The sequence below is a fragment of the Rhizobium sp. 862_C5_N1_2 genome, assembly GCF_051811205.1.
In the GTDB taxonomy this organism is placed as follows: Bacteria; Pseudomonadota; Alphaproteobacteria; order Rhizobiales; family Rhizobiaceae; genus Rhizobium; species Rhizobium leguminosarum.
The window spans coordinates 2,878,378-2,901,427 of sequence record NZ_JBPWPT010000001.1 but is presented as its reverse complement, the minus strand read 5'-3'; the positions used below and the strand labels follow the sequence as shown (position 1 = coordinate 2,901,427).

At 60.2% G+C, this 23,050-nt stretch carries 23 protein-coding genes, 1 tRNA gene and 1 pseudogene; 14 read left to right on the top strand and 11 right to left on the bottom strand.

What is annotated here, in order from left to right:
* Positions 1–558: 558 nt before the first annotated feature.
* Positions 559–759, bottom strand: a pseudogene (locus tag ACD590_RS14590) (CrpP-related protein); the annotation flags it as partial.
* A gap of 466 nt (positions 760–1,225) precedes the next feature.
* Positions 1,226–2,452 (bottom strand): hypothetical protein, encoded by a 1,227-nt coding sequence (locus ACD590_RS14585; RefSeq protein ID WP_439002879.1) that lies wholly within the window; start codon positions 2,450–2,452, stop codon positions 1,226–1,228.
* A 449-nt stretch (positions 2,453–2,901) separates the two neighbouring features.
* On the opposite strand from ACD590_RS14585, the gene ACD590_RS14580 reads away from it, so the two are divergent.
* Complete coding sequence (locus ACD590_RS14580; protein WP_439002877.1) at positions 2,902–4,569, top strand: DUF262 domain-containing protein; 1,668 nt, start codon at positions 2,902–2,904, stop codon at positions 4,567–4,569.
* 163 nt (positions 4,570–4,732) lie between these two features.
* On the opposite strand, the gene ACD590_RS14575 is transcribed toward ACD590_RS14580, so the two are convergent.
* Together ACD590_RS14575 and ACD590_RS14570 are read right to left on the bottom strand one after the other, a co-directional pair.
* A complete protein-coding gene (locus ACD590_RS14575) occupies positions 4,733–5,344 on the bottom strand; it encodes a tyrosine-type recombinase/integrase (protein ID WP_439002876.1) in 612 nt (203 codons plus the stop codon).
* 941 nt (positions 5,345–6,285) lie between these two features.
* Positions 6,286–6,361, bottom strand: a tRNA-Ile gene (locus ACD590_RS14570).
* A gap of 199 nt (positions 6,362–6,560) precedes the next feature.
* On the opposite strand from ACD590_RS14570, the gene ACD590_RS14565 reads away from it, so the two are divergent.
* A complete protein-coding gene (locus ACD590_RS14565; protein WP_018242932.1) occupies positions 6,561–6,929 on the top strand; it encodes a response regulator in 369 nt (122 codons plus the stop codon).
* A gap of 121 nt (positions 6,930–7,050) precedes the next feature.
* Here ACD590_RS14565 and ACD590_RS14560 read toward each other — a convergent pair whose 3' ends face one another.
* From ACD590_RS14560 to ACD590_RS14550, 3 genes are all read right to left on the bottom strand, one after another.
* Entirely contained in the window at positions 7,051–7,254 is a 204-nt protein-coding gene (locus ACD590_RS14560; RefSeq protein WP_018242931.1) for a hypothetical protein, read from the bottom strand.
* Positions 7,251–7,916, bottom strand: coding sequence for an acyl-homoserine-lactone synthase (locus tag ACD590_RS14555; protein ID WP_018446603.1), 666 nt, complete (start codon positions 7,914–7,916; stop codon positions 7,251–7,253). Before ACD590_RS14555 ends, ACD590_RS14560 begins: the two co-directional genes overlap by 4 nt.
* Positions 7,917–8,071: 155 nt before the next feature.
* Complete coding sequence (locus ACD590_RS14550) at positions 8,072–8,797, bottom strand: LuxR family transcriptional regulator (RefSeq protein WP_018446602.1); 726 nt, start codon at positions 8,795–8,797, stop codon at positions 8,072–8,074.
* Between the two features lie 122 nt (positions 8,798–8,919).
* Between ACD590_RS14550 and ACD590_RS14545 the strand changes: the two genes are divergently transcribed.
* The gene (locus ACD590_RS14545) at positions 8,920–9,114 is read left to right on the top strand and encodes a hypothetical protein (protein ID WP_018242928.1); all 195 of its coding nucleotides are present in this window, start codon (positions 8,920–8,922) and stop codon (positions 9,112–9,114) included.
* A gap of 336 nt (positions 9,115–9,450) precedes the next feature.
* Positions 9,451–11,376: a DUF5054 domain-containing protein gene (locus ACD590_RS14540; RefSeq protein WP_439002827.1), complete on the top strand. Its 1,926-nt coding sequence runs from the start codon at positions 9,451–9,453 to the stop codon at positions 11,374–11,376.
* Between the two features lie 94 nt (positions 11,377–11,470).
* Here ACD590_RS14540 and ACD590_RS14535 read toward each other — a convergent pair whose 3' ends face one another.
* Together ACD590_RS14535 and ACD590_RS14530 are read right to left on the bottom strand one after the other, a co-directional pair.
* Positions 11,471–11,701: a DUF2934 domain-containing protein gene (locus ACD590_RS14535; RefSeq protein WP_018446600.1), complete on the bottom strand. Its 231-nt coding sequence runs from the start codon at positions 11,699–11,701 to the stop codon at positions 11,471–11,473.
* Between the two features lie 25 nt (positions 11,702–11,726).
* Positions 11,727–11,933 carry a hypothetical protein gene (locus tag ACD590_RS14530; RefSeq protein ID WP_439002826.1) on the bottom strand — a complete coding sequence of 69 codons (207 nt, stop codon included), beginning with the start codon at positions 11,931–11,933 and terminating at the stop codon, positions 11,727–11,729.
* Between the two features lie 355 nt (positions 11,934–12,288).
* Between ACD590_RS14530 and ACD590_RS14525 the strand changes: the two genes are divergently transcribed.
* On the top strand, positions 12,289–12,672 hold the full coding sequence (locus tag ACD590_RS14525) for a hypothetical protein (RefSeq protein ID WP_018446599.1): 384 nt from the start codon (positions 12,289–12,291) through the stop codon (positions 12,670–12,672).
* 199 nt (positions 12,673–12,871) lie between these two features.
* Complete coding sequence (locus ACD590_RS14520) at positions 12,872–13,285, top strand: DUF4174 domain-containing protein (RefSeq protein ID WP_282680534.1); 414 nt, start codon at positions 12,872–12,874, stop codon at positions 13,283–13,285.
* 63 nt (positions 13,286–13,348) lie between these two features.
* Here the strand turns inward: ACD590_RS14520 and ACD590_RS14515 are convergent, their stop codons facing one another.
* On the bottom strand, positions 13,349–14,059 hold the full coding sequence (locus tag ACD590_RS14515; protein ID WP_018242923.1) for a GntR family transcriptional regulator: 711 nt from the start codon (positions 14,057–14,059) through the stop codon (positions 13,349–13,351).
* Between the two features lie 267 nt (positions 14,060–14,326).
* On the opposite strand from ACD590_RS14515, the gene ACD590_RS14510 reads away from it, so the two are divergent.
* From ACD590_RS14510 to ACD590_RS14475, 8 genes are all read left to right on the top strand, one after another.
* A complete protein-coding gene (locus tag ACD590_RS14510; protein WP_018446597.1) occupies positions 14,327–15,415 on the top strand; it encodes an ABC transporter ATP-binding protein in 1,089 nt (362 codons plus the stop codon).
* Positions 15,416–15,467: 52 nt separating this feature from the next.
* Positions 15,468–16,766 carry an ABC transporter substrate-binding protein gene (locus ACD590_RS14505; protein ID WP_018074083.1) on the top strand — a complete coding sequence of 433 codons (1,299 nt, stop codon included), beginning with the start codon at positions 15,468–15,470 and terminating at the stop codon, positions 16,764–16,766.
* A 310-nt stretch (positions 16,767–17,076) separates the two neighbouring features.
* Positions 17,077–17,991, top strand: a complete 915-nt coding sequence (locus ACD590_RS14500; protein ID WP_018446596.1) for an ABC transporter permease — start codon at positions 17,077–17,079, stop codon at positions 17,989–17,991.
* A 1-nt stretch (position 17,992) separates the two neighbouring features.
* Positions 17,993–18,814, top strand: coding sequence for an ABC transporter permease (locus ACD590_RS14495; protein WP_018242920.1), 822 nt, complete (start codon positions 17,993–17,995; stop codon positions 18,812–18,814).
* A 1-nt stretch (position 18,815) separates the two neighbouring features.
* Positions 18,816–19,559: an aspartate/glutamate racemase family protein gene (locus tag ACD590_RS14490; RefSeq protein WP_018242919.1), complete on the top strand. Its 744-nt coding sequence runs from the start codon at positions 18,816–18,818 to the stop codon at positions 19,557–19,559.
* 3 nt (positions 19,560–19,562) lie between these two features.
* On the top strand, positions 19,563–20,174 hold the full coding sequence (locus ACD590_RS14485) for a flavin reductase family protein (RefSeq protein ID WP_439002825.1): 612 nt from the start codon (positions 19,563–19,565) through the stop codon (positions 20,172–20,174).
* 192 nt (positions 20,175–20,366) lie between these two features.
* Entirely contained in the window at positions 20,367–20,864 is a 498-nt protein-coding gene (locus ACD590_RS14480; protein WP_065276124.1) for a heme-degrading domain-containing protein, read from the top strand.
* 132 nt (positions 20,865–20,996) lie between these two features.
* On the top strand, positions 20,997–21,620 hold the full coding sequence (locus ACD590_RS14475) for a DUF2799 domain-containing protein (protein WP_065276123.1): 624 nt from the start codon (positions 20,997–20,999) through the stop codon (positions 21,618–21,620).
* Between the two features lie 107 nt (positions 21,621–21,727).
* Here ACD590_RS14475 and ACD590_RS14470 read toward each other — a convergent pair whose 3' ends face one another.
* Positions 21,728–22,987, bottom strand: a complete 1,260-nt coding sequence (locus ACD590_RS14470) for an AGE family epimerase/isomerase (protein WP_439002824.1) — start codon at positions 22,985–22,987, stop codon at positions 21,728–21,730.
* Positions 22,988–23,050: the final 63 nt, after the last annotated feature.

The following is a 23,050-nucleotide window of genomic DNA, read 5'->3' as shown; positions in this document are numbered from 1 at the left end:
GAAGGTTGCCTTCAGCCTTGCTGCCTGATCACTGTCTATCGACGTCACGAAGGTCGCGACCGTGTCGGTCCCGCTGACGTCAAAATAGCTGACGATATCGATCGTGCCGTTTGAGGATGCGACGGGGGATTTGGAGCCATAGAGGATTCCCCTGGAGCCCATCTGTGATCGGATTTCGCTCAACGAGGTCTCTCCGAACGTCAAGTCGCCGTAGCCCGTTGAGGGCCCCGCGACATCTTTCGGCCAGGTTGCCTTGAGCGCAATGAGGAGGTTCGAAGGCTTCTGATAGGTAGCCTCGAGGTCTACTCCGTCGGAGCCATGATACGTTAGCGTTGTGAAGGCACCGTCCGCTTTCGTTTCCGATGGTGCACCCAGCCGCTGAAGGGCGATCTTGTCGTCGCCAAGCCGAAAGCCCTCAATGGACTGAGCGCCTGAAACCGATGGCGTTGTAACGGCGAAGAACGCAATCAGGCAGAGTTTCGTGAGGCACTTCGTGAACAGGCCCGTCAGGTCGCGTCGCGGTGCACTGGCGCGCGCAGGAGACTGACGTGGCGTGACGAGGTTATCCTCACAGCTGGCTTTTTCGGCCTTCCATCCGAATTTCCAGGCGTCAAGGCGTGCCAACCAGTCGTCGAGAGCTTCGCTGTCGCCCTGGGGGACGTTGTAATCGCTCGGATATGGGTTCTGGTGGCACGCCAAGCCAAGCACGCGCGCCCTCGCTCCCGCCTCCTGGCGATCGATCAGTTCTTCGATTGTCATGCGTCCCCCTAGAGATCGCAGATGCTACCAACAGGGTACGCTAATGCAAGCATTCTGTTGACGAACACATTCGCAAAAGTTGCAGGGGGAGGGTTGCTTCCGGCGGTTCTGTTGATCGGCTTCGTGCCAAGCTAGTAGACCTTTAGATTCGGACAATTCGGACCTATCGCCTTGGTCATCTTGGAGGGACGTCAGGAGCGGGTCGACCTTCTTACCGGTGCTCGTAAACGGATGTTCACGGCATCTGGGCAGATCGGTGGGCATTCTCATCAGAGAGGGCCTTGCCGTAAGATTTGTTTGCGGAAAAACACCTACCCGCCGACGCCTCGGCTATGGTGCAAAGGCAACACTAATTCTTAGCATTTTGAACAGCATATCAAAAAGCGTATCCATATGTTGATACATAAGTCGTCCTCATCCTCATGCATCCGAACGGACGATATGAAGCGGCAGAACCGAGGCTGCCTTACGCGATCCCGTAGATGCGTGATGACATTTCTCTAACATCTGACGGCGTCTTAGCTTCCAGATCATCGAGATATGCAAGGAATTCATCGCGGCTTGAAAACGAGAAGACATCGGCTTTGAAACTCAGATCATCAGAAAGCGGCCGTTCCTGAAGCAATTGGGCCGATGTCTTGTCGACAAACATAGCGTCGACGTAAGGAGCGTAAGTTGCGATCGCGCGGACATCGTTTATCATGCCCCTGTTGACCACGCTCTTTTGCCCGCTGACTACTCGGCGAGCTATGGCGGCGAATAGGTAGGCTGAGATGCGGTGATGTGGCAGCTGCCTGTAAACTTCAGAATCCCACAAATCTCGGACTTTTTGGCCTGCCTCATTGGCCGAAACACCTTCTTTTCTCATGAAATGCAGCAGGTTTCGAACCTCCCTTTGGATGGGGGAGTTGACCGCATCAAAAAAGACGTCAGGGTCTGCACCGGCTTTCTTCCTTTCGGTAGAAGCCAGTGCACGGATTTTAGCCTGGAGAACGGCGTCTAGCTCTACCTTGAGAGCGTTGTCAAAATTCGGCTTTTCCGAAACCCACCGTGCCGCGAGCTTTTCCATTTCGGCATGAGTTTCATCGCGCATCTTGCGCAGCCCGTCGGCAAGCTGGCTGTAATCAGATCGCACGGATATATGCATATCCGAGAGCCAGTCGTTGCGGTTGCTTTCCAAGACCTCATCAACGGACAGGTCAATGGTAAGAGGAGTGCCCCTCACAAACGCCTCCGCAGCATCAAGCACTTGGCTTAGCTCGATAGTGGAGGTGTCCGAAAAGGAGATGTCGCCGCCGATGAATTCGTAAGCTTCCCGCAGCGCTGAAGCGCTGTGAAAGACCGTCGTCTCATCCCTATGGATGTCGGAATGCGGCAGAACGATCTGCTGAAGAAGAACCAGGCGGCGCAATCGCGCGTGGAGTGCCTTCGCAAATGTTTCGTGACCGAGCGGCAACCGCCCTTGCGAGGTAACGTTAAATAGCAAGCTGAAAATGAACTGGTCGAGATAGATTACTTTTTTGTCGACCGGCGGAAGCGCTGCATTCTCTGAATACCGACATTTCGAACAGCGCATCGTCAGAGAGTGCCCTCCTGCTCGCAGAAAGCCAAAGCTCTCTTGTTTGCACGCAGCGCATATAGAGAAGGGTCCTCTTTCCCAAGTAAAACCTTTCACTTCCAACGGTGCACCCATTCTGATCTTCGATTCGTGCGCACTCACCCCCACATTAACTGCAACTATGGGGGTCTGTTCGGTCCTTGCAATGGACGAACGTTCTAGGCGTCGTGATTCGGCACATCGCTTACGATGAGGCATACCTGACGCCGGAGACAACCAAAAGGGTCATCGACCTTCATAATTCTGCGATCCGATCGGCGGCGTCGTCGAGGAGGACGGCGGTATCAGGCATCGTCATGGCTTCACTCCGCCACTGTCATTGGGCGCTCCACAGCGAAAATAATGAATGTACTCAAGGGTTTTCCGGAAGCGCGGCTGGGCGCGAGGGACATTTCTCGGCAAAGCCGAATGACTGGCGCGCGCTAAATCAGAGCTTCCACGAACGAGCCAATTCAAATTGCAATTTCAAGGCGAATCATCTGCTTATGCTCCGAAACTCGTCCACAGAATACATGGAGAACCCGTTGATCACTGCCGCCGAACACAAGGTTTACGACGTGCTGGGAGATCGTTATCTGCATGAGATACCCCCTTATCAGCGTCCTTACTCCTGGACGGACGAGGAGGCGAAACAGCTGCTCGCTGACTTGGTGGAGGCAAAGGACGGCCCGAGTGACGAGCCGTACTTCCTCGGAAGTCTGGTGCTTATCCGGCCTCCGGGTCACGTTGTCGGGCAAGTCGTCGACGGGCAGCAGCGCCTGACAACTCTCACCATCTTGGGGGCAGTCCTTCGCGATCTCGCCGCGGACGACAGGGAACGCGAAGCACTGGATTCGATCGTCTATATTCGTCCCAACGCGTTCCTCGATCAGCAGGAAGCGGTCAGGGTGTTGGCCCACGAGGATGACCGTCTATTTTTCAGGGAATCTATTCAGACGCCTGGCGCAACCGCGAAAAGGGAGCCGGCGGGTCCGCCGAAAACAGAAGCGCAGGAGCATATGTGGGCGAATGCCATGGCGCTAAGGAAGATGGCGATGGAATTGCCAACAAGCGAGCGACAGCATCTCGTTACCTATTTGCTTCATCGTTGCGTCCTCGTGGTTGTCTCGACAGAATCCCGCGCCGCCGCTCTCCGCATCTTCAAGGTGCTGAACGACCGCGGTCTCGACTTGACCAACGCAGACGTCATCAAGGCGGACATCCTCGCGAAGTTCAAGGAAGACGCCGAAATCCAGTTCCAGGCCAAGCGGTGGCGGGAGTTCGAGAACGATCTGGGTCGCCAGGAGTTCGAGGGACTGCTTGAGACGCTGCGGTTCATCCGAGAAGAGAACAAGAACCGCCGAACGCTTAGCGAAGCCTATGCTGATCGATTCAAGGCAGCCAGCGTCGACGACGTGCGAGCGTTTCTCATTGACGAAATGGGCCCTGCTAAGGTCCACTACGGACGGCTCCTTGAATCGGACGCAAGCTCGTTCCCGATGCAGTTGCAGGCAAAGGCCGCCGAGGCACTTATCGGTCTCTCACTCGTGCCGAATAAGGACTGGGTACCGGTAGCACTCTCCGCTTACCTCAAGCAGACCCCAGAGCGCTTGGCGAAGACCCTGGAACGGCTCGAGGGCTTGGCGTGGACGATGCAATTGACGAGGCGGTACGACACTCAGCGCATGAACAGATACGTCGAGGTGCTGAAGGCGCTAAAGTGCGACGAAGCAACGCTCGATAGCACGTTGGCGCTTACTCCGGAGGAGCGTAGCGAGGCTGCGGCCTCACTCGACAGTGCGTTGTACAACACGTTCCCGACACGAGTCGTTCGAGCGATCCTCGAGCGTCTTGACCGGCTGATGTCTGAGCAGCCTGTCCTCTGGAGCGGTGTCAAGACTGTCGAGCATATTTTGCCCCAGAACCCGGCGACAGGATGGGATCATTTCGACGAGGAAAAGCGTCATGGGATGACGAACAGCCTCGGCAATCTTGTTCTTTTGACATCCAGAAAAAATTCCGGGGCATCGAACCTGCCTTACGCCGAGAAGATCAAGGTGTATTTCGGCCTGGGGCAGTCGCCTTCGTCTTCTAAGCGGGCAACGTACGCTTCAGTTCAGGAGTTAGCACACGTGCTGGACTGGACGCCCAGTACGTTCGATGTCCGGCATGCACGGCACGTGGCACTTCTAAAGTCGCGCTGGGGTATTTGATACTCACTATCTTCTCCTCAGCTCGCTGATTCCATTGTCAATCATGTGGGGCTGTCGCGAGTGCACCGTCGGCCTGCTTGCCCGACTGGAACTAATCTTAAAACCTGCTTCCCTGACAGGCTGCTTGGGAAACGCAGGCATCACTGCCTTGGAAATGCGATGCTCAGATAGGCCCGCCTTTCAGGAATTGGGCACCGATGATCTCGCCCAGGCGTCCCTCCCAACGTCGGAGGGTCCCTCGCTGCTCTTCCACTCCGCCATCGCTGCCGGCATCGGGGTTCAGGCTCTGGACGGAATGGGGTTCGAGCTCGAGCGGCGGAGAGAACATCAGTACCCACATGTTGACCGTGATCGCGCTGATCTCACGGTCCTCCCACGACTGCTCCGCGGCCTTTTTCTTGAATTGCCGGAACACCGACGTCACCGATTTGGGCTGGTTTCGTCGGTCCTGGAAAACCCACTGACTGTCGGCGTCGCGGCGAAGCCGGCAGGCCAGGCGGATCAGGGAAGCCGCGACGGGTGTCAGCGGAAGCATGTGAAGAGCGGGAGGGTGGTCCCGCGGTATTCGCCACAATCGGTTGTCGAGATCGAGGTCCGGCATTCTCATTCCACAGATATCGTATGGGCTTTGCGCGGTCACGATCATCAAGCGCACGACGCAAGCGGTTCGCGCGGCGGAGCGCGTCGACGCAAGGCCGGGATCGAAAGCCTGCCACACCGACCGAAGCCATTCGGCCATCTGGGCCGGAGCCACCCAGTTCCCGGTCTTCCTCATCCCGACTCCCTCGGATGCCTCCACGGGTGCGGTCGATTGTACCGTCTATCCCGGCCGTTCTCCACCGGAATCGCCGGCGTCAACGCCTTGCCTCGGTGACGGTCCGTCGTCTCCGGCCCGTTCGGGTTGCCGTGCGCGAAAGGCATGGCCCCGGTGCGTGCTTCCACGCTTCGACAATCGGGGTGCCGCGACCGCGCTATCGCGGCCGGAGGGGCACGCGACAAGGTTCCCGTTCGCCTCGATCGAAATCGCCGGACAACGAGGCCTATCGGTCCGGCGAAAGCGATGACGGGAGACGCGTGACGCGAGTTCGTGGCGTCGTGCGCGTGACCCGCGAGAAATTGCCGCCGGTCCGCGGGCTCCTTTGGGGCCAGGTGCCAGGAGGCGCGGCCGCTCGGGCCGGATCGTCCGGACCGGTTCATCGGTCCGCGCCGGCGTCGCCCGCGGTCCGGCCGGCCACGGGCGGCGTCCGCGTCGTCCGGCATCGTCGCGGTTGGCTGTTTCCGGCAACGGGTGTACACTTGCGGCGGCCGCGCGTTCGCGGTCCGCCGTTATCCCGGCAGCTTCGTCCGTCCGGTCGATGTCAGCCCGGACGGGTTGGGCGATCGAACGGCCGCCGTGCGGCGGTCACTGATTCGGGCGGCTTTGCCGCCCAGATTGCCGCCCAGTTTTCCATGCCCGCCGGGCGGCCCCCGCTGATCTCCCGCTGTCGTCGGACGCCGCCGTCCGGGTCGAACCACCGGCCAAGCGGTAGAGCACCGCCTTCTCGCCCTTTCCAACCGGACACGAAGAGGCTACGCCCAGGTCGTGCTTATGCAACTTCTTGATTATTTGGCCTTTTCTGTTATACTTTGTGTTGGCGGAGAGTCCTCAAAAGACTCCGATCCGCCGCCCAGAAACGCCGGCGATACGGGCAGGCACGGCGAAAACTCTGGAAAAAGTGGTGGGCCCGGAGGGACTCGAACCCCCAACCAAGCGGTTATGAGCCGCCGGCTCTAACCATTGAGCTACAGGCCCTTGGTGCCGGTAACGGCACCGTGATGCCGGGGCAATGGTTCCCGCGAGCATCGGTTCGCTCTAACGCAAATTGCAAGGAGCCACAAGCGGGCAGCGCAAGCATCTGTGGACGATGCATAATTCGTGGGCAGCCACTGGAACCTTCTCGCGCGGGCTACACTTATCCAAGTCACATTCCGCATGAAGAGGGCGATCGCAGATGGTGGCTTCGAACAGTGCCGTGGTGCTCATCGTGGAGGACGAGCCGCTGATCCGGTTCAATATCCTCGATGTGCTGGAGGAGGTCGGCCATGTGGCGCTGGAGGCGGCGAATGCCGACGAGGCTCTGGTGGTGCTGAAGGGCAGGCAGGATGTCGATATCCTGTTCACCGACGTCAACATGGCCGGCTCGATGGACGGTCTCCAGCTTGCCAAGCGGGTGAGGGCGATGCGGCCGAACATCGGCATCATCATCACCTCCGGCATGGTGCGGCTCGACCCGATGGCGCTGCCCGCCAATACCGCTTTCCTGCCGAAGCCCTATCTGCACGACGCGCTGATATCGACCATCAATTCCCTGATGACGTAACGGCAATGTCCTGATGACATGGCAGGGGCGCGCAGCCGCAAAACGGGGACTGTTTTTGCGGCTGCGCGCGAGGCGCCGGGAGACATGCTCGTCTTCAGGCGGGCGGAGGGGAACCGCACCCTCAGCTGAAGCTGCTCTTCAGCGCCTCGTTCTCGTGATGGGCTTTCTTCTCGTAGATCGTGAACAGCGCCATCGAGAGGAGATAGGAGAGGAAGGGATCCCCGATCTGCGTGGCGATGTCGCGGGATGCGAGAACATGGCGCTCCAGCGCGCCGATATCCTTCTGCATTGAGGTCTGCGTAGCGGTTTCAGCGAGGCGGTTCATGCTGCCATCTCCAGGAATTGGGTCACGACCGAGCGGGCCGGCACGTGCCTGACATAAAGGGGTAGGGTGAGGCCGAGGGCGGCGCGCATCTTGCGCAGCACCCGGTCCGAGACTTCGAAGGCGCCGCAGCAGACGGGATATTTGCCGTAGCCGTCTGCACGGCCGAGTTCTTCCACCTCGGCGCCGGCGCGCTTGTAAACGCGCTTGAGGTAAGGCTCGTAGTTGGAGATCATCGTGTGGATGCCGTGATCGAGCGCGCATTCGCAAAGCGCAAGCAGCATCATGGAGAAGGCGCGGCCGGCGTCGATCTCGGGGAAATCCTTGGCGATCGCCTCCTCGTCGATGCACATGCGCGTGCCTTCCCAGATGCCGGGGGCGATAAGGTCGGCGGCATCAGGGAACGTCTCACGGAAGACGTCGTAGAGAAGGGTCGGGCCTGTCGTCGGCATCAGGCGCATGCCGCCATAAAGACGGGTGCGGCTGTCGTTGCACCAGACGAGATAGGCGGGAGCAAGCGAATCGTAGCTGTCACGTTCGTAAGGGCCGATGACAGGAACGTCCCAGCCGAGCGTATCGGCGAAGACCTTCTTGCGCAGACGAAACATCTGGTCGAGTACGGCAGCGTATTTCTGATACTCATGTGCCTGAATGATAACGAACATTTTGCCCTCCAGCGTTTTCAAGTTCGTGGAAAGCAGAATGGTTCAGGCGAGCCGGATCGGAAATTCCCTCAGATAGGCCCCCTCAGATGAGGGGGCAGCATGTCGCGCAAAACTGTGCAGCGGTTTTGCGATAACGACATGCGCCAACAAAAAAACTAGGGATTGATGATGCGCAATTGCACGGCCCGCGAGGCGGCGGCCGAGATCGTCGCGCAGCCGAGCTTGAAGCGGGCGGTCTTCAGATAATCGCGTGTGGTATGCTCTGATATGCCCAGGATGACCGAAATATCCTTGTAATCCTTGCCGAGGGCGGTCCAGTGCAGACACTCGATCTCGCGCGGCGACAATGCCGGCACCGGATCGTTTTCGCCATGCAGCTCATAGACGGCCTTGCGGTGGATCAGATGGGCGATCTCGATCCACTCGTTGCGGCAGCGGCGAACGAGCTCGGCCCATTCCTCGGCCGGTATACGGGCATTCAGCGACAAGAGGGCGCGGCGCTGCGCCTTGTCGGCGACGGGAATGGAGTAGCCATTGCCGCCGATGCCGTGTTTCTGGGCGTCGACCAGCATGGCATAGGCCTCCGGCGTCGGTTCGACCTCGCTCCAGTCGAAGGGCAGCTGGCGTTCGAAGCCCTGCTTGACGATCGGATCGACCTTCACATAGCTGTTCAGGAGGTAGCGAGAGACCCAGGCATCCGGATAGGTGGTGCGCACGAAGGGCGAATCGATCTTGCTCGCGATCGTCTGGGCGAGATGGTAGGTGACGAAATCGAGGTTATATTCCGCCTGGAGAATACGGATGGCGGCATCCACGTTGGCCGCCGCCTTGATCTGTTCGAATGCGGACTCGAACTTTTCGCTATAGGTATTCTCAATCATTTCACTGCCCCAATTCCCTCAATCCTACCGCGAGGGCCGTCACAAATACAAGGCATCCCCACATATGCGGGGAATGACAATCCGGGTCCCATCTGCTAGCGCCTGTGATGAGGAGACCTCATATGGACAGCAAGAGACCATTCGAGATTGCCGAATGCCAACAGGCCGCCAAGGGCCTGAAATCCAGCTGGCAGGACATGGCAGGCTCCGAAGCGCTGATCCGCGCCCTCGTTGCCGAACGCAATGGCGACAGGCCGCTGGCGCTGTTCTGGACCGAGGTTCACCGGGCGCTCTGCCAGGAAACCAACGCTTTCTGACGATCGGCCTTCCCGAACGGCTCAGCCCTTTCTCCGCAATTTAGGCAGGCCACCCACGCCGGTCGGCAGGGAAATCCCGCCGCCTTTCTGCTCTGCAAAACTGCCAATGAACACGTCTTCATTCATGTCGTGATTCGATTTGGCGGCGAAAGGATCGGATGCTGCGTTCTGGATATATGGTTAAGAAATCTGCATTAATTTATGGATTTGTGCCAAAACGGTTGACGGAGCGTTTGCGGCAGGAGCAAGGGTGTTTGTGGAAACGGTTACACTCCTTACCTGTGCCTTCATTGGCTGCAGACTGTTTCGACTGTCATCACCGATGTGTGGAATGGAATGGCTGAAAAGCGCGTGCATCTGGTCTTCAAGACCCATCTCGATATCGGCTTTACCGACCATGCCGAGAAAGTCCGCCGGCAATATCACGAGCGCTTCATTCCGCAGGCGATCGAGACGGCCAGGCATTTTCATGCCGAAAATCCCGACGGGCCGAAATTCATCTGGACGACAGGCGCCTGGCTGATCTGGGACCATCTGAATTCGCGCTCGGCGGGAGAGGTCGCAGCGCTGGAGCAGGCGATTGATCGCGGGCAGATCCGCTGGCACGGCCTGCCGTTCACCACGCATACGGAGCTGATGTCGCCGGATCTCTTTCGGGCCGGGCTTTCCTATTCGCAGGAGCTCGACCGGCGTTTCGGCAAGACGACGATCGCGGCAAAGATGACCGATGTGCCCGGCCATACGCTCGGCATGGTGCCGCTGCTTGCCGAGGCGGGCATCCGCTTCCTGCATCTCGGCGTCAATACGGCCTCACCGCCGCCCGATGTGCCCGAGATCTTCCGCTGGCGGGCGCCTGGCGGCGAGGAGGTGGTCGTCATGTACCAGCGCTCCTATGGCGAGACCTGCTTCCCCGATGGTTTCGACGATGGCCTGAGCTTTGCCCATACCAACGACAATATCGGGCCGCAAAGCGTACCGCAGACGGCCGAGGCCTATCGCGAATTGCGCGCCCGTGAGCCGGATGCGATCATCCGCGCAGCAACGCTCGAGGATTACGGCGCCATTCTCTGGAGCGAGCGTGAGCGTTTTCCTGTTGTCGAGCTGGAACTCGGCGACAGCTGGATCCATGGCAGCGGCAGCGATCCGGTCAAGACGGCGCGGTTTCTCGCGCTGCAGCGGCTCTACGACCGTTTCGCGGCGGATGGTCTCGATGCGCGGCGTCTCGCCTTCGGGCGCGGACTGGCGATGGTGGCCGAGCATACCTGCGGCGTCGATATCAAATCCTATCTGCGCGATGACACGGCCTGGTCGCGGGCCGATTTCGAGGCCGCACGCCGATCCGATTATCGCTTCGCCTATACCGAAGCCTCATGGGACGAGCAGCGGGCCTATCTCGACCAGGCGATTTCGGAGCTCGACGTGACCGACCGGAAGGCGGCCCAGGCCGTGCTCGCCGAACTCGCCACGCCTGCCGTCATCGAGGGCGGTGGGCGGGAGCTCCGCTTGCAGGCCGGTGGCTGGTCGATCGCGCTCGACGGCGTGAGCGGCGATATTGCCGAAATCACCTCGCCTTCCGGCAGGACGATCACCGGCCGCGACGGCGCGCTGATCGCCTATCGATACGAGAGCTACGATGCCGGGGACATCAACCGGCACATGGAGACCTATCTGACTCATCGGCAGGAATGGGCGGTGCTCGACCATGACAAGCCGGGACTTGCCCGGTCGGGGGCCGCACTTTCGAAGGTTTTTTTGCCGACGCTGGAAGCGACTGATGAGGCGGGTATTCTCCTGTCGATGCCGGTCGAGGCCGTGCAGAAATATGGCGCGCCGCCGCATGTGATGCTGCATTTCATCGCCGAGGGCGATCGCCTCGATCTGCGTCTGACATTGCTTGACAAGCCGGCCAACCGCATGCCGGAGGCAAGCTTCCTCTCCTTCACGCCTGATCGTGCCGCGGAGTGGAATTTCCGCAAGATGGGCCTCTGGCATCGATCGGGGAATATTGCAACGAGCGGCGGTGGACGATTGCAGGCGGTGACATCGGCACGCGGTGATCTTGCCGATGGTCCGCTGACAATCGAAACCTTCGATGCGCCGCTCGTTGCGCCGCAAAGCTCAGATTTCATGACGTTCTATAAGACGCGGCCGGACTTCGGCTCCGGCATCCGTTTCAATCTGCACAACAATAAGTGGGGAACCAATTTCCCGATGTGGTGGCAGGGAGATTTTCAAGCGCGTTTCCGGTTAAGGCTCGACTGAGTCACCCCTAGGGGATTGAGTGACGTGATCCCGCGGGGATTGAGCCGCTCGAGCCGGTACGGATCGAGCCGTCCGGGCCGAGACAGGAAGCGGTTCAGCCGACGCTTGCCGATCGGCCGAGCCAGCCGGTGCATAGCGCTTCGGGCTGCCTCGGGCGAAACTTCAGTACCTCGCGACCGTCGGAAGAGGCCTTGGTGCGCTCCAGTGCATCGCGTTCGGCAACTGCCTGGCGCCAGTGTTCGTCGTCGCGGCCGTGAGGACGGCCCTGTTCCTCCCAGATCGCGTAAGCTCTTTTGCTGATCCATTCGTGGCGTCTATTGCTCATCTATCCATTCCACTCGTCTAAAGTGTTATTCGGCAATTTTGTCCTGCAGAACCGGTGGCCGGCGTTTGGCTGCCATCAGCAGGTCGAGTTCGATCGAGGAGGGTCCGAAACGGGTAAAAAGACTTTCGGCCTGATCGCCATGCAGGCCATATTTGGCGGCGAATTCGTCAAGGCTATAGGGGCGGCCGCGCAGGATTCTGCTTCGGCGCTCCGGTTCATGGATTTGCGTCATTGGTGATAACCCCAGACTGTTTTGCGAATGTGAGAACAAAACAAATTACAGAGACAAAAGTTCCGTGAATTTTCAGGGTTTTTTCGCCTCGGCGTGCCATTCCGGAGCGATCTGAAGCGGCTGGCATAGATTTTTAAGAATGCGGGACGCTCAGAAAATTTCGCCTAAAACATGCAGAAATATCAGGGTGTTATGGAATTCGTTTCCGCAGCGGTTGATAAATGGGCTTTACCCCGGCGCGTTACTCTATAGAATCAATCGTGTTATTCGGTCCGCAGGGGCAAATATTCGTTCCCCGCGTTGATGCCGACCGATACCGGAGGACTTGGCTTCAATCCAACAAGAGGAGACAGACATGATGAATGCACTGCCGCCACTTCATAACGGCCACGCGCCGTTTACCCTCCAGCAGCTGTTTCGCGAAGCGCTCTATGCCTTTGAGGAATGGGACAGCGAATTGACCGAGCCGATCGTGACCCACGAAGGAAGGGTCATTCCAATCAGCTTCGTTTTCGAAGCCATGCGCGAATGCACCGACATCGTGCCGATGAACATTGTCGGCGCCGTCACTGAACGGCTGACCAAGCCGTGGGAGGGCGAAGGCCCGCTCGACCAGATGACCTTCTCGACGGCGGCGCGCGTCATGCGCGTACTGGTGCGCAAGCGCCTTCTCGCCACCGGTGCTGTGGATCTCGTTGCCGTTTCGGCCCACGCGTCCGAAGACCAGAGCCGCGACTGACAGGATGAGGATCGCGGCCATGGCTGCGATCCTTTTCCGCTTCCTGGCGGAACCTCACCCATTCCCAACCGTTTAATTCGGCAGGCACGGCCCGCCGCTACAGCGCCGCTGTGGCACTTTGAATTGCCGCATAATTTGATCCTTAAATCGATCCCGATCTAAGGAATTATGCAGTCGTGACGGGCGAGGAATAAGTACCATGCTAAAATCCATCGTTCATGAAATCATCGGTACATCCAGGCGTGAGCCTGACCTTCCGCAATCGCTCGAGCAGTTTCGCGACAGGAAGCGGGTGCTGATCATCTTCGCCGATGCGCAAGACGACCGCGCGCTCATTCAGGACGAATGGCTGCGCAAGTCGCATATGCGCCTCATCGAAGAAGACGTCGAAGTGTTCAGCATCGCCGGCGGCGGCGCGTTTGCGCTGTTCGACGATGACTGGGAACTCGATGCCGACGATATTCGCGAGCGGCTGCAGGGGCCGCCGACCGGCGAGTTCGGGTTGATCCTGATCGGACGCGACGGAACCGTGAAGCTGCGCTCGAGCGAGCCAATGACCGCGGAGGATATCTTCGCGGCCTTCGAGATGTTGCCGAAGACGACGCCTTGGTAGTGTTTCGAGATTCCGTTTGAAGCGGAGCGCGGTGGAGCATCCGCGCCCGCAGCTTTTGCATGTTCAGAGTTCGAAGGCTTCCTTGAGGCCCAGACTCTTGCGTTCGCGCAGGTCGAGATCGGCCTCGATATGGGCGATATGATGCAGCATCAGCTGGCAGGCACGGTCGAGTTCGTTGGCTTCGATCGCCGAGATGATGTCACCATGTTCGGAGTGGCCGCAGCTCGATGCGGTCGACTGCCCGTAGAGCGCAATCACCAGGGAGGAGCGGGCGACGAGTTCCTCCATGAAGCGCTGCATGATTGAGTTTCCTGATATGAGCGCCAGCGTCAGGTGAAAATCGCCCGATGCCTTGATTTCGGCGCGGCGCGCCGTCTGGCCGCGCTCGCTCATCAGACGGCCTTCTTCCAGCAGAAGCTGTCTCAGATGCGCGATGTCATCAGGCGTGATCCGCGCCGCGGCCTCGCGCAATATGCCGGGTTCGACCAGGCGGCGGGCGGAAAAGATCTGGCGAGCCTCTTCCGGCGAGGGATAGGCGACGAAAGCGCCACGGTTCTTCTCGACGCTGACGAGGCCTTCATAGGACAGCGCCTGCAGGGCGGCGCGCGCAAGCGTGCGGCTGACGTTGAAGAGATTGCCGACATCGCTCTCGGAAAGCTTGGTGCCGGGCGAGAGCCTGCGCTCGACAATCGCCTCGCGAATGGCATCGCGGATCTGTTGCGCGCCTGTTTCGGCGGAGTCTTCGGCTTGCTGAGCCTTGGCGGCGGATTTCATGAAAATCGATTTCCTGATGACGAGAAACCATATCCGTGTTCGCGGCAAAAGTTAAACGGAATTTGTGCCCGAAATGACGGCAATATTGTATACGATTTTCTGCACAAACTGTGCACGATAGCCTAAATCATGTGCAGATTTCGTTGTGCATATAATTTGCTCTCGCAAGTTTTGCGTTGAAAAAAGCCTGATTTCGCAATGGCTTGACGCGAGAAACGGAGTTTGGCACGGCAGATGCATTGTCTTTTCCGAACAGGGGAAGGCATGATGTCGAAAGCGGCAGAGATCGATATAGTATCCGTTTCGAAGGTCTATGGCGCGACGACGGCGGTCCATGCGATCAGCCTGAAGATTCCGGCCGGCTCCTATTGCTGCTTCCTCGGCCCGTCGGGCTGCGGCAAGACCTCGACTCTGCGCATGATTGCCGGCCACGAGAGCATCTCGTCGGGCGACATCAGGCTCGGCAATATCGTCGTCACCGATTTTCCGCCGGCCAGGCGCGGCACGGCGATGATGTTCCAGTCCTACGCGCTTTTCCCGCATCTCGATTTGATCGACAACGTCGCCTTCAGTCTGAAGATGAAGGGCGTCGACAGGCAAGAGCGGCAAGCCAAGGCGCTCGAGATGCTGAAACTGATGCAGATGGAGGCCTATGCCAACCGGCGTCCGGCCCAGCTTTCCGGCGGCCAGCAGCAGCGCGTGGCGCTGGCGCGCGCGCTGATCACCGATCCGGAAGCGCTGCTGCTCGACGAGCCGCTGTCGGCGCTCGATCCGTTCCTGAAGATCCGCATGCGCGCCGAGCTCAAGAAGCTGCAGAAGTCGCTCGGCATCACCTTCGTGCACGTCACTCATAGCCAGGAAGAGGCGATGGCGCTCGCCGACGTCATCGTCATCATGAATGACGGCCGGATCGAGCAGGCGGCCGCCCCGCGCGAGGTCTTCGAGCGGCCGGCGACTGCCTTCGTCGCGCGCTTCATGGGCGACCACAATGTGCTGTCCGGCAGGGTGACGTCGAGCGAGAACGGCGTGCTGGTCATGACCGTGCCGGAAGGTCAGAGCTTTTCCGTGCGCGGGACGGGCAGGGAAGTCGGCGAGCCTGTCGATATCGGTATCCGCACCGACCGCGTCCGCCTGCAAGTGGCGACCGAATGGACGCTCGGCTTCGACGGCATCGTCTCCAACATCGAATATCGCGGCTCTTCCGTAAAGATCACCGTTATCGGCGCGGGCAGCGACGATTTCACCGTCATTGCCGACGACGGCGACTATTTCGCCCGGCCGGTTGCCGTTGGCGACACCGTCTCGCTCAGCTGGGCGCTCGAAGATGCCGTACTTCTCGGCCGCTCTTCCGCATGAGCCATTACCATCAAGAACACTGAACCTTCCATCCAAGAAAAGGGGAACTGACATGACGACTGAAACGACATCGACCAAGGCGGAAAAGGGGCTTTCCCGCCGCACGCTGCTGAAGACGGGTGCTGCCGCCGTCGGCGCCATCGCCGGCTCCGGCGCCATCACCGGCTTTCCCACAATCTGGGCGCAGACGAACATCACGCTGCGCCAGTTCGGCACCGGTGTTTCGAACATCAATGCCATCGCCGAGAAGTGCAAGGCCGATCTTGGCATCACGCTGGAGATGACGGCAACCGATTCCGACGCCGCCGCCCAGCGCGCCGTCACCCAGCCCGACAGCTATGACATTGCCGACATCGAATACTGGATCGCCAAGAAGGTGTTCCCGACCGGCGTCATGCAGCCGATGGACGTCAAGAAGCTGAAATATTACGACAAGATCGTGCCGCTGTTCATCAACGGCAAGCTGAAGCCGGAAAGCGTCATCGCCCAGGGCACGGCGCCGCACACGGTCGGCTTCGTCGAGGCGCAGGGTTCCAAGAAGTTCGCCAAGGAGCCGACGCAGTGGATGACGATGGTTCCGACCATCTACAACGCCGATACGCTTGGTATTCGCCCCGACCTCACCGGCCGTCCGATCACCAGCTGGGCCGATATTCTCGATCCGGCCTTCAAGGGCAAGACCGCGATCCTCAACATCCCGTCGATCGGCATCATGGATGCGGCGATGATCATGGAAGCCTCCGGCAAGATCAAATATGCCGACAAGGGCAACATGACGAAGGAAGAAATCGACAAGACGATCGACTTCCTGATCAAGACCAAGGGTGACGGTCAGTTCCGTGCCTTCTGGAAGTCGTTCGACGAAAGCGTCAACCTGATGGCCTCGGGCGAAGTCGTCATCCAATCGATGTGGTCGCCGGCCGTCGCCGCTGTCCGTTCGAAGGGCATCGCCTGCACCTTCCAGCCGCTCAAGGAAGGCTATCGCGCCTGGGGCGGCGGTCTCGGCCTTGCCTCGCACCTCAAGGGCGCGCAGCTCGATGCCGCCTATGAATACATCAACTGGTACACGTCGGGCTGGGTCGGCGGCTACCTCAACCGCCAGGGTTACTATTCCGCCTGCATGGACACCGCGAAGGAATTCATGTCGGCCGACGAATGGGGCTATTGGATCGAGGGCAAGCCGGCGCAGGGCGATATCCTGTCTCCCGAGGGCAAGGTCATGGAGAAGGCCGGCGCCGTTCGCGACGGCGGTTCCTTCGAAGCCCGCATGGGCGCGGTTGCCTGCTGGAACTCCGTCATGGACGAGGACCGCTACATGGTCCGTCGCTGGAACGAGTTCATCGCTGCCTGATCTCCGCAGAGAGGGTGGAGAGCCACTGTCTTTGGCGATGCTCAAGACGTGGCTTCGCTCCGCCCACTCACCTGCCCTTCGGGCTTCTGACCGGGGTCGACCCACGGGTCTCGACCCGTCCTTTGGACCCCCGCTGGGGAGAAGAGGGAGTTCGCGGTTTGGCCGCGAGACGAAACTGAGGTGCGCGGTGGCTTAGGTGCGCCGCGATTCTCTTCTCCTCGGCGGGGAGAAGGTGCCGGCAGGCGGACGAGGGGCGGGGCACGAGCCCTCGGTCGTCACGCTTGACAATGAGACAACGGAGAACCGGATCATGGCGACCATCGCGGCGGAAACGGAGGAGGACGGCCAGGGCGCGCGCGGCGGGCGCGGACTGAAGCTTTCCCCATCGGCGATATCCTATCTCCAGGCGACGCCGCTGTTCGTCATTCTCGGCTTCTTCTTCCTGCTGCCGATCGCCATGATCGGTGTCGTCAGCTTCTGGGACTACGATTTTGCCGGTCTCTATCCCGATTTCCTGACAATGAACTACACCGACACGCTCGGTTCGTGGGTGACGTGGAAGACCTATCTTAACACCTTGAAATTCACTGCGATTGTCTGGTCGCTGACGCTCGTCATCGGCTTCTGGGTCGCCTATTTCTTGGCCTTCCACATTCGCAAGACTTCGACGCAGATGATCCTCTTCCTCGTCTGCACCGTTCCGTTCATGACGTCGAACATCATCCGCATGATCTCATGGATCCCGGTGCTCGGGCGCAACGGCCTCGTCAATTCGACGCTGATCAATATGGGCATCATCCCCAAGCCGATCGAATGGTTGCTCTATTCCGATTTCGCCGTCGTGCTCGCCATGGTGCATCTCTATACGCTGTTCATGGTGACGCCGATCTTCAACACGCTGATGCGCATCGACCGATCGTTGTTCGAGGCGGCGCGCGATGCGGGTGCCTCCGGCTGGCAGGTGCTGTGGAATGTCGTCATCCCGCTCGCCAAACCCGGTATGGCGATCGGGACAATCTTCGTCGTCACGCTCGTCATGGCTGATTTTTCGACGGTGCAGGTGATGTCCGGCGGCCAGAGCGCCTCGGTGGCACTGATGATGAAGAACCAGATGTCGCTGCTGCAATATCCGGCGGCTGCCGCCAACGCCGTGGTGTTGCTTGCCGTCGTGCTCCTGATGGTCGCGGCCATCCTGCGTGTCGTCGACATCCGCAAGGAGCTTTGAGATGAACCACGAAAAACGCGGCCTGGAATTCTATCTGCTGGCGATCTTCTTCATCATCTTCGTGCTGTTCCTCTACGGCCCGCTTTCGGCGATCCTGATCCTCTCCTTCCAGGGGCCGGATGGCGGCCTGACTTTCCCGATGAACGGCGTTTCCACACACTGGTTCTTCAACCTGTTCGAGAAGCAGGCGGTCGGCGATTTCGGCGCTTCCTTCCGGCGCTCCTTCACCCTCGGTCTGATGGTGATGGTGGTGACCGTCGTCGTCTCGCTGCTCGCTGGCCTTGCCTTCCGCCGCCGCTTCCGCGGTTCGACCGCGCTGTTCTACGCCACGGTTGCAAGTCTCGTCGTGCCGTCGATCATCATCTCGCTCGGCATCGGCGTCGTCTTCCAGGAGGGAGGGCTGAAGCCTGCCTGGTATTCGTCGGCCTTCGGTGCGCATCTGACCTGGACGCTGCCATTCGGCGTGCTGATCATGTTTGCCGTCTTCAACCGCTTCTCGCCGGCCTATGAAGAGGCGGCGCGTGACCTTGGCGCGAGCTCCTGGCAGACGTTCCGCCATGTCGTGCTGCCGATGATCGCGCCGAGCCTCGTCGGCGTCGGCCTGTTCGGCTTTACGCTCTCCTACGACGAATTCGCCCGCACGCTGATGACATCAGGCACCTACAATACGCTGCCGCTCGAAATCTACGGCATGACCACCAACGTCACGACGCCGGTGCTCTATGCGCTCGGCACGGTGACGACGCTGTTCTCCTTCACCATCATTCTCGTCGCACTCGGCATCATGACGATGCTCAGCCGGCGGCAGGCAAAGATAAACTGACATGCGCATCCTCATCGTCAATCCCAACACCACGGCCTCCATGACCGAGAAGGCCGCGACCGCCGCGCGTGCGGTGGCCGCATCCGGCACGGAGATCATCGCCGCCACCTCGCGCATGGGACCGGTCTCCATCGAAGGACATTACGACGGTGCGCTGGCGATCCCCGGTCTGCTCGCCGAACTCAGGGACCGGCAGCCGGCGGGTTATGATGCGGCTGTTATCGCCTGCTTCGATGATACCGGGCTCGAAGCGGCACGAACCTTCGCCGATGTGCCGATCCTCGGGCTTTGCGAATCCGCGGTGGTGACGGCGGGCTTTCTGGCGCAGCGCTTCACCGTGGTGACGACGCTGGAGCGGTCGCGGGTGCTGATCGACAATCTGGTGCGCCGCTACGGCATGGGCGACCGCGCCAAGGTACGCGCCTCCGACATTCCGGTGCTGGAGCTGGAAGATGCGGCCTCGGGCGCGATCGGCAAGCTCAGGGCCGAGATCGAGCGGGCGCTTTCAGAAGACGGAGCCGAGGCGATCGTACTCGGCTGTGCCGGCATGACCGATCTGGCCCGCGAGCTGCAGGAGATCTACGGCGTGCCTGTCGTCGATGGCGTCGCCGCCGCCGTCAAGCAGGCCGAAGCGCTGGTGTCGCTCGGCCTTTGCACCAGCAAGCGTGGCTCCTATGCCACGCCGCTGCCCAAACCCTTCACCGGGGCGATGAGCGCGTTCTCGCCGATCCTGAAGGTCGGCTGACCGATGTCCGTTTCCTTCGATTTCGAGCAGCTTACCGAGCGCCAACGCTACAAGCTGATGATCGGCACGATCATTCCGCGGCCGATCGCGCTGGTGACGACGGTCGACGAGAATGGCCGGATCAACGCCGCGCCCTTCAGCTTCTTCAACTGCCTGTCGGCCGATCCGCCGATCCTTGCGATCGGGGTCGAGAATAATGCCGACATGTCGTTCAAGGACACCGGCCACAATATCCGCATGACCGAGGTGTTCACGGTCAATATCGTCTCCTTCGCGATCGCTGAGGCCATGCATATCTGCGGCGCCAAATATCCGCGCGGCGTCGACGAGTTGAAGGAAGCCGGCCTCACGGCGATGCCGAGCGAGAAGGTCGCCTCGCCCTTTATCGCGGAGGCGCCGGCTGCCTTCGAATGCCGGCGGCATGTGACGTTGGAGCTTGGCCGCTCGCGGCAGATCGTCATGGGCGAGATCGTCTATGCGCATTACCGCGACGGGGTCGTCGATCCGGAAAGGCTGCATGTCGATCCGGCCGCCGTCGATGCCATTGCGAGGCTCGGCGGCGATACCTGCGCCACCATCCGCGACCGTTTCGAGATGTTGACGCCGAAGCTCTGACATAGGGCATTTCGGTTTTCTTCGAGTCACGAAAGTGCTCTATCTCTTTGTCTTCGCGCAATTCCGGACGCAAAACCGCTTCGCACTCTTGCTGGAATTGCTCCTGGGATAGGCCCAAGTTTTTGCTTTACTTTTTCGGCTCCCGCGAGAATGGTCGGCTACGGATCATTGCGGCAGAGGAGCGCTTTACCCATGACAATCGAGGACGATCTCAGCCGGATCGCGGAGCAGGAGAAAGTCCTGAGCTTCGACGCTTTCGACCTGACGACGGCATGGCAGCTCGGCAAGCTCCTGCAGGAACTCGCCAACGAGCGCGGCCTCGGCATCGCGATCGACGTGACCCTGCATTCGATGCCGGTCTTCTATGCGGCACTCCCAGGTGTGACGCCCGACAACGTCAACTGGGTGCGTCGCAAGCGCAATATGGTGCTGCGTTATTTCCGCAGCAGCTACGCCTCCGGCCTGAAGCTGCAGAAGGACGGCAAGACGGTCGAGGATAACGGGCTTTCCGGCGCCGACTATGCGCCGCATGGCGGCAGTTTCCCGATCAACGTCAAGGGCACCGGTTGCATCGGCGCCGTCACCGTCTCAGGACTGCCGCAGCGCGACGACCATAATCTCGCGGTCGAGGCGCTGGCGCTGATGCTGGCGAAGGATCTGGATACGCTACGGCTTGCTCCGCCGCTCTGATGCGGTTTCTCCCGCCGTAATTTTGACAGAAAAAAGCCACGAAAACTGCAAATTTGCGTCGCCGTGCCGGTGACGCGGGCTTGCCGTGCGGCTAAGCTGCGGCATCGCACTCCTATCTTATCCCGGGACGCCATGATCCGTTTGTTCCTCGCGCTTGCCGCCACCATCGGCTTCGGCCTTTTGCTTGCCTCCTGCAACACGCTTTCCAAGGAGGAATGCGTCGCCGCCGACTGGCGGGTGATCGGCGAGAGCGACGGCGCGACGGGCTACGAGCCGCAACAGCGCTTCGCCGCCCATGCGAAATCCTGCGAGCGGGTCAAGATCGTGCCCGATCAGACGATCTGGTTTCAGGGATATCAGGCCGGTCTCGTGCGCTATTGCACGCCGCTCAGCGGGCTTGCGCGCGGCCAGGCGGGCAGCGGCTACGCCAATGTCTGCCCGCCCGAGACCGCGCCGGGCTTCCTGCGCGGCTTCAACCTCGGCAGCAAGCAGCACGAGCTGCAGTCGCGTCTCAGCTCGATGCAGAGCGATTATAGCAATAAGGAAACTGAAATCGACGAGCTTTCCGACAAGCTCAGAGATGCCAAGGACGGTGACCGCTCGGAACTGCGCCGGCGGACCGAGGATCTCGAAGACGACATGCACGACATCCGCCGCGACCAGCGCGACGTGCAGGACGATCTCGACCGTGTCAACGAGGATGTCGAGTGGTTCCAGCGGAACCCGAGTGCCGAACTGCCGGCGCCGGGTTACTGATCCTTATAGCGCCGCGCGTCTTTTCGGACGCGCAAAGGACGCTGTAAATTGAATAGTTAGAGCGTGATACCGAAAACCGCTCACACTTTTCGGCATCATGCTCTGCTTCAGAGCTTCCCGCCGGCCTCGGCGATGCCCTTGGTCAGGCTGCCCGTTGCCGGGAAGAGCGGGATGAGGCAGGCCTGCAGGGCGTGATAGATGTCACCCTTACCGGGGAAGAGTGAGTGTGAGGGAACGAGATTTTCCGTCAGTTCCTCGTGCCAGCCGCCGTTCTTGTGATCGATGAAGGCGCGTTCGATCACGTTCCAGATCCTGCGGTAGCTCTCCTCATGGAAATCGCTCGGCAGGTGTTCGTTGAGGAAATGTGCGGCCGCCGCACCCTCGCAGGCTGGCCACCAGAGCTTGTTGCGCTTGGCGGGCTTGTCGTCCCAGTCGAGTGTATAGAAGAAGCCGCCCTTGTCGTTGTCCCAGCCGAGCGCCATGGATTGCGCAAAGAGCGCCTTGGCCGCATCCGGCATCCATTCGATGCGTTTGCCGCCGAGCGCCCAGAGCTGCAGGACGAGGCGGGCCCATTCCAGCCAGTGGCCGGGCGTCGTGCCGGCCGGGCGGAACATTTCATTCGGATGATAGTACGTCTTGTCGAGATTCCATTCGGCGTCGAAATGCTCGGCGACGCGCCAGTCAACCGAACCGGCGGCGCGACGGATGACGAGATCGGCGATGCTTTCGGCCTTGGTCAGATAGTCCCGGTCGCCGGTGGCTTCGAAGGCCGCCATCAGCGCTTCGGTCAGGTGCATGTTGGAGTTCTGGCCGCGATAGGCGCCGCCATCGAGCGGCTGCCAGTCGGCGGTGAATTCCTCGGCGATTGCGCCGTGCTTCGCTTCCCAGAACTTCGTATTGAGGATCTCGGTGATATCATCAAGCATGCCGTCGGCAAGCGGATGGCCGATCGTTTTTGCGGCTGAGGCGGCAAGCAACACGAAAGCATGGCCATAGCCCTGCTTGTTGGAATCGACGGGACCATCATTGTTGAGGGACCAGAAATAGCCGCCATTTTTCCGGTCGCGATGATGGTTCCAGATATAGTCCATGCCGTGGTCGACGACGTCGGCAGCACCGGGACGTCCGAGCAGGGCGCCGATCGAGAAGCAATGCACGGCGCGCGCGGCGATATGGATGCCGCGGACCTGGCCCTCGGCGTCGAGCGGCCCGCCTTGGTCGTCGAGATCGTAGAAACCGCCCTTGGGGTTGACCGAATTGTGCTGGAAGAAATCGAAAAGACCGTTCGCCTGGGTCAGCAGCCAGTCGCGATGATAGGCGCGGGTCGTCCAGTTTCCAAGCGCGGCGTTGCCGGTTGCGGGTGCCATGATGCTCCTCCGATTTCGTGCACAAGCGTCGCAAACGCCTATATAGAGGTCGGGCAAGCCTGT